The 5,017-nt window shown below is 62.5% G+C and carries 5 protein-coding genes and 1 pseudogene; all 6 read left to right on the top strand.

Annotated elements, in window-relative coordinates; all coding sequences use genetic code 11:
* The coding region (gene rhaS / locus EOA85_RS27305; protein ID WP_127211848.1) for a rhamnose ABC transporter substrate-binding protein at window positions 1-817 on the top strand (817 nt) is incomplete at its 5' end.
* A gap of 83 nt (window positions 818-900) precedes the next feature.
* Window positions 901-2,442, top strand: coding sequence for a sugar ABC transporter ATP-binding protein (locus EOA85_RS27310; RefSeq protein WP_127211849.1), 1,542 nt, complete (start codon window positions 901-903; stop codon window positions 2,440-2,442).
* A complete protein-coding gene (locus EOA85_RS27315; RefSeq protein WP_065005821.1) occupies window positions 2,439-3,416 on the top strand; it encodes an ABC transporter permease in 978 nt (325 codons plus the stop codon). The genes EOA85_RS27310 and EOA85_RS27315 overlap by 4 nt, the downstream gene beginning before the upstream one ends.
* The gene (locus EOA85_RS27320) at window positions 3,413-4,414 is read left to right on the top strand and encodes an ABC transporter permease (protein ID WP_065005822.1); all 1,002 of its coding nucleotides are present in this window, start codon (window positions 3,413-3,415) and stop codon (window positions 4,412-4,414) included. The genes EOA85_RS27315 and EOA85_RS27320 overlap by 4 nt, the downstream gene beginning before the upstream one ends.
* Window positions 4,414-4,731: an L-rhamnose mutarotase gene (rhaM, locus tag EOA85_RS27325; protein WP_127211850.1), complete on the top strand. Its 318-nt coding sequence runs from the start codon at window positions 4,414-4,416 to the stop codon at window positions 4,729-4,731. The genes EOA85_RS27320 and rhaM overlap by 1 nt, the downstream gene beginning before the upstream one ends.
* Window positions 4,728-5,017 (top strand): annotated as a pseudogene (locus EOA85_RS27330) (carbohydrate kinase); the annotation flags it as partial. The gene rhaM and the pseudogene EOA85_RS27330, both read left to right, overlap by 4 nt.

The following is a 5,017-nucleotide window of genomic DNA, read 5'->3' on the forward strand; positions in this document are numbered from 1 at the left end:
CATCTACACCGGCCCGACCAAGGCGACCGCCGAAGCGCAGATCGAGGTGATCAATTCGCTGATCGCCCAGAAGGTCAACGCCATCGCCATTTCGGCCAATGACGCCGACGCGCTGGTGCCGGCGCTGAAGAAGGCGATGGATCGCGGCATCACCGTCATCTCATGGGATTCAGGCGTCGCTCCGGAAGGTCGCCAGCTCCACCTCAACCCCTCGGACACCAACCTGATCGGCGAGACCATCATCAAGCTTGCCGCCGACTACCTGCCGGAAGGCGGCGACGTCGCCATCCTGTCGGCTTCGTCCACCGCGACCAACCAGAACGCCTGGATCGACGCGGCCAAGAAGGTGCTGCCGGAGAAATTTCCCAAGATCAACCTCGTCGCCACCGTTTACGGCGACGACGACTCGGCCAAGAGCACGGACGAAGCCAAGGGCCTTTTGAAGTCCTATCCGAACCTCAAAGCGATCATCGCACCGACCACGGTCGGCGTCGTTGCCGCCGCTCAGGTGGTGACCGACCAAGGCCTGATCGGCAAGGTCAACGTCACCGGCCTGGCGCTGCCGTCGGAGTTCAAGAAGTTCATCGACAACGGTGCCAGCCAAGCGGTCGCGCTGTGGAACCCGATCGACCTCGGCTACTCGGCCGTCTACCTCGCCCATGATTTGGCGGTGAAGAAGGAAGAAGCCAAGCCGGGTGCGACGCTGTCGATCGGCCGCGTCGGCAAGGTCACGCTCGACGACACCAATTCGGCTGCGATGGCTCCGCCCTTCAAGTTCGACAAGTCGAACATCGAAGAATTCTCCAAGATCTATTGATCCTGGAGCCCTTCAAGCCGGCGCGGCGGGGCAGAGGTTCCGCCGCGTCCTCAAACGGACCTGCTGCAGGGCTTGATACGACTATGGACACGACAGCCCAACTCAACCCGACGACCGAGCAGCCTTTGGCTCCGGCTCCGCGCCTGACCCTGTCCGGCATCTCGAAGAGTTTTCCCGGCGTGCGCGCGCTGCATGATGTTAGCCTGTCGCTCTATCCCGGCCAGGTGACCGCTCTGATCGGCGAGAACGGCGCCGGCAAGTCGACGCTGGTCAAGATCATGACCGGCATCTACCAGCCCGATGCGGGCAGCATCAGCATCGATGGCCAGGCCGTCACCTTTCCCAGCGCTCATGCCGCCTTCGGGCACGGCATCACCGCCATCCACCAGGAAACCGTGCTGTTCGACGACCTGACGGTGGCCGAGAATATCTTTCTCGGCCATGCGCCGCGGTCGCGCTTCGGCACCATCGACTGGCGCATCATGCGCAAGAATGCCCGTGAAGTATTGAACACCATGGGTGCCGGCCACATTGACGCCGACGCGCGGCTGAAGGACCTCGGTATCGCCAACAAGCACCTCGTGGCAGTCGCCCGCGCCATGTCGATCGATGCCCAGATCGTCATCATGGACGAGCCGACCGCAGCGCTGTCGCTGAAGGAGATCGAGGAGCTCTTTTTGCTCATCGAATTCCTGAAGAGCGAAGGCAAGGCGATCCTGTTCATCAGCCACAAGTTCGACGAGATCTACCGCATTGCCGACCGCTATACGGTGTTCCGCGACGGCGAAATGGTCGGCAAAGGCCTGATCAGGGATGCCGGCCAGAGCCAGATCGTGCGCATGATGGTCGGCCGCGCCGTCGATCACATTTTTCCGCAGCGCAAGGCCGAGATCAGCGCGCCGGTGCTCACTGTCTCGGGGCTGTCGCACCCGACCGAGTTCGACGACATCGGTTTCGAGCTGCACAGAGGCGAAATCCTCGGCTTCTACGGCCTCGTCGGCGCCGGCCGCAGCGAGGTCATGCAGGCGATATCAGGCATCACCCGCACCAGCAGCGGCACAATCACGCTGGAAGGCAAACAGATCGTGCCGAAATCGGCAGCGGATTCGATCGACGCCGGCATCGTCTATGTGCCGGAAGAGCGCGGCAAGCAAGGCGTGGTGATCGGCCTGCCGATCTTCCAGAATATCTCGCTCCCCTCACTCAAGCGCACGTCCAAATCAGGCGTGTTGCGGCTGGCCGAGGAGTTCGCACTGGCCCGTTCCTACACCGAGCGGCTCGATTTGCGCGCCTCGTCGCTCAGCCAGGATGTCGGCACGCTGTCGGGCGGCAACCAGCAGAAGATCGTCATCGCCAAATGGCTGGCTACCGCGCCCAAGGTGATCATCCTCGATGAGCCGACCAAAGGCATCGACATAGGCTCGAAAGCCGCCGTGCACGGCTTCATGGCCGAGCTCGTCGCGCAGGGCCTGTCGGTGATCATGGTGTCGTCCGAACTGCCCGAGATCCTCGGCATGTCCGACCGGGTGATCGTCATGCGCGAGGGCCGCATCGCCTCAGTCTATGACAACAAGGGGCTCGACGCCGAAACGCTGGTCAGAACGGCAGCGGGGATCGCAGCATGAAGGCTCTTCTCAAAAACCGCGAAGTCTGGCTTCTCGCCGCCATCGTCGTGCTGATCGGGCTGATCTCAATGCGCTTTCCGGGCTTTGCCAATCCTGCCAATCTACGCCAGGTGTTCAACGACACCTCGATCCTGATGATCCTGGCGCTGGGTCAGATGGTTGTCATTCTGACCCGCTCGATCGACCTGTCGATGGCGTCCAATCTCTGCTTCACCGGCATGGTAGTGGCGATGCTGAACGCCGCGCATCCGGCAATCCCGATCCCGCTGCTGATCGTCATCGCACTGCTAGTCGGACTGGTGCTCGGCGTGATCAACGGCCTGCTGGTATGGCGGCTGAACATCCCGTCAATCGTGGTGACGCTCGGCACGCTGACCATCTACCGCGGCGCCACCTTCGTCATCTCCGGAGGCGCCTGGGTCAATGCCGACCAGATGAGCCCTGAGTTCATCGGCCTGCAGCGCGCGGCCTTTCTCGGCATCCCGGTCCTGTCGTGGATCGCCATATTGGTCATCGCCTTGTTCTTCCTCGTGATGACGCGCACCGCGCTCGGCCGCTCGATCTACGCCATCGGCGTCAATCCGACGGCGTCGGTCTATGCCGGCATCGATGTCGGCCGCACCAAGTTCATCGTCTTCTGCATCTCGGGGATGGCCGCCGGTCTCTGCGGTTATCTCTGGATTTCGCGCTACGTCATCGCCTCGGTCGAGGTCGCCAATGGCTACGAGCTCAACATCATCGCCGCCTGCGTCATCGGCGGCATCTCGATCGCCGGCGGCATCGGCTCGGTCGGCGGCGCAGTGCTCGGTGCGCTGTTCCTCGGCATCATCTCCAATGCGCTGCCGGTCATCAACATCTCGCCCTTCTGGCAGATGGCGATTTCGGGCAGCGCCATCATCCTGGCCGTGGTGCTCAATGCGCGCGGCGAACGCCGGCAAGGCCGCATCATCCTCAAAAAGGCGGAAGCGGCATGACCGACACTCCAGCGCCACGCCACATTCCCAACCGGCTCGACAAGCCGCTCAACGCGGCGATCTTCTCATGGGAGGCGCTGCTGGTCGCGGTGGCAGTCGCCATCTTTGCCGTCAACAGCTTCGCCTCGCCCTATTTCCTCGACGCATGGTCGCTGTCTGACCTGACCTTCAACTTCACCGAGAAGGCACTGATCGCGCTTGCCATGGCGCTGCTGATCATTTCCGGCGAGATCGACCTGTCGGTCGCCGCCATCATTGCGCTGGCCTCGACGATGATGGGCATGGCGGTGCAGGCCGGCGCCGGCACGCCGGTGCTGGTGACGATCGGCATCGTGGTCGGGCTTGGCTGCGGCGCCTTTAACGGGCTGCTCGTCACCAGGCTGGGATTGCCGTCGATCGTCGTTACCATCGGCACGATGAGCCTGTTTCGCGGCATCGCCTTCATCGTCCTCGGCGACCAGGCCTACAAGGGCTATCCCCCGAGCTTCGCCTTCTTCGGCCAAGGCTATGTCTGGTGGGTGGTGTCGTTCGAACTGACGCTGCTCCTCGTCGCGGCGGTCGTCTACTGGTTCCTACTACACCGGACGAGCTTCGGCCGCCGCGTCTTCGCCATCGGCAACAACCCGGTTGCGGCGCAGTTTTCCGGCGTGCGCGTCGGCCGCATCAAGTTCATCCTGTTCTGCCTGACCGGCTTGATGGCCGGCATCGCCTCGGTGCTGATCACCTCGCGGCTCGGCTCGACCCGACCGTCGATCGCGCAAGGCTACGAATTGGAAGTCATCACCATGGTGGTGCTTGGTGGCGTCAGCATCCTGGGCGGCGCCGGCAGCATTCTGGGTGTCGTGCTCGCCGCCTTCATCATGGGGCTGGTGACTTTTGGCCTGGGGCTGCTCAACGTGCCCGGCATCGTCATGTCGATCTTCATCGGCCTGCTGCTGATCATCGTCATCGCGCTGCCGATCGTCTGGCGGCGGGTGCGTCGGGAGCGTTTCACCTGATGGCCGAAAAATACGCGTTCAAGATGAAGCTCAATCCGGGCATGAAGGCCGAATACAAAAGGCGCGATGACGACATCTGGCCGTCGCTGGTGGCGCTGTTGAAGCAGGCAGGCGTTTTCGACTATTCGATCCATCTCGACGAAGAGACCAACACCTTGTTCGGCGTGCTGTGGCGGCGTGACGACCACGGCATGGATGAATTGCCGAAGCACCCTGTGATGCAGCGCTGGTGGGCCGAGATGGCCGACATCATGGAAACCAAGCCTGATAACGAGCCGGTGGCGGTGCCGCTGGAAACCATGTTCCATATGGAATGACCCACCACGTCGCCGTCATCGATATCGGCAAAACCAATGCCAAGGTAGCGCTGGTCAATCTCGACGACGTGCGCGAATTCGCGCTGCGCCGCATGGCGAATGCGCCCGTTGCCGACGGTTCCTACCCGCACCACGATGTCGAGCTTTTGTGGTCGTTCATTCTCGACAGCCTCGCCGGGATTAATCGCGAACAGCGCATCGACACGATATCGATCACCGCCCATGGCGCGACGGGCGTGCTGGTGGACGCTGCCGGCGAGCTGGCGTTGCCGGTGCTCGACTATGA

This window comes from Mesorhizobium sp. M5C.F.Ca.IN.020.29.1.1 (assembly GCF_003997375.1).
GTDB classification, from domain to species: Bacteria; Pseudomonadota; Alphaproteobacteria; order Rhizobiales; family Rhizobiaceae; genus Mesorhizobium; species Mesorhizobium wenxiniae.

Excerpts from the sequence above, each read along its gene's own strand:
- EOA85_RS27310 (WP_127211849.1), top strand. The coding sequence starts at position 901 with ATGGACACGACAGCCCAACTCAACCCGACGACCGAGCAGCCTTTGGCT.
- EOA85_RS27315 (WP_065005821.1), top strand. The coding sequence starts at position 2,439 with ATGAAGGCTCTTCTCAAAAACCGCGAAGTCTGGCTTCTCGCCGCCATC.
- EOA85_RS27320 (WP_065005822.1), top strand. The coding sequence starts at position 3,413 with ATGACCGACACTCCAGCGCCACGCCACATTCCCAACCGGCTCGACAAG.
- rhaM (WP_127211850.1), top strand. The coding sequence starts at position 4,414 with ATGGCCGAAAAATACGCGTTCAAGATGAAGCTCAATCCGGGCATGAAG.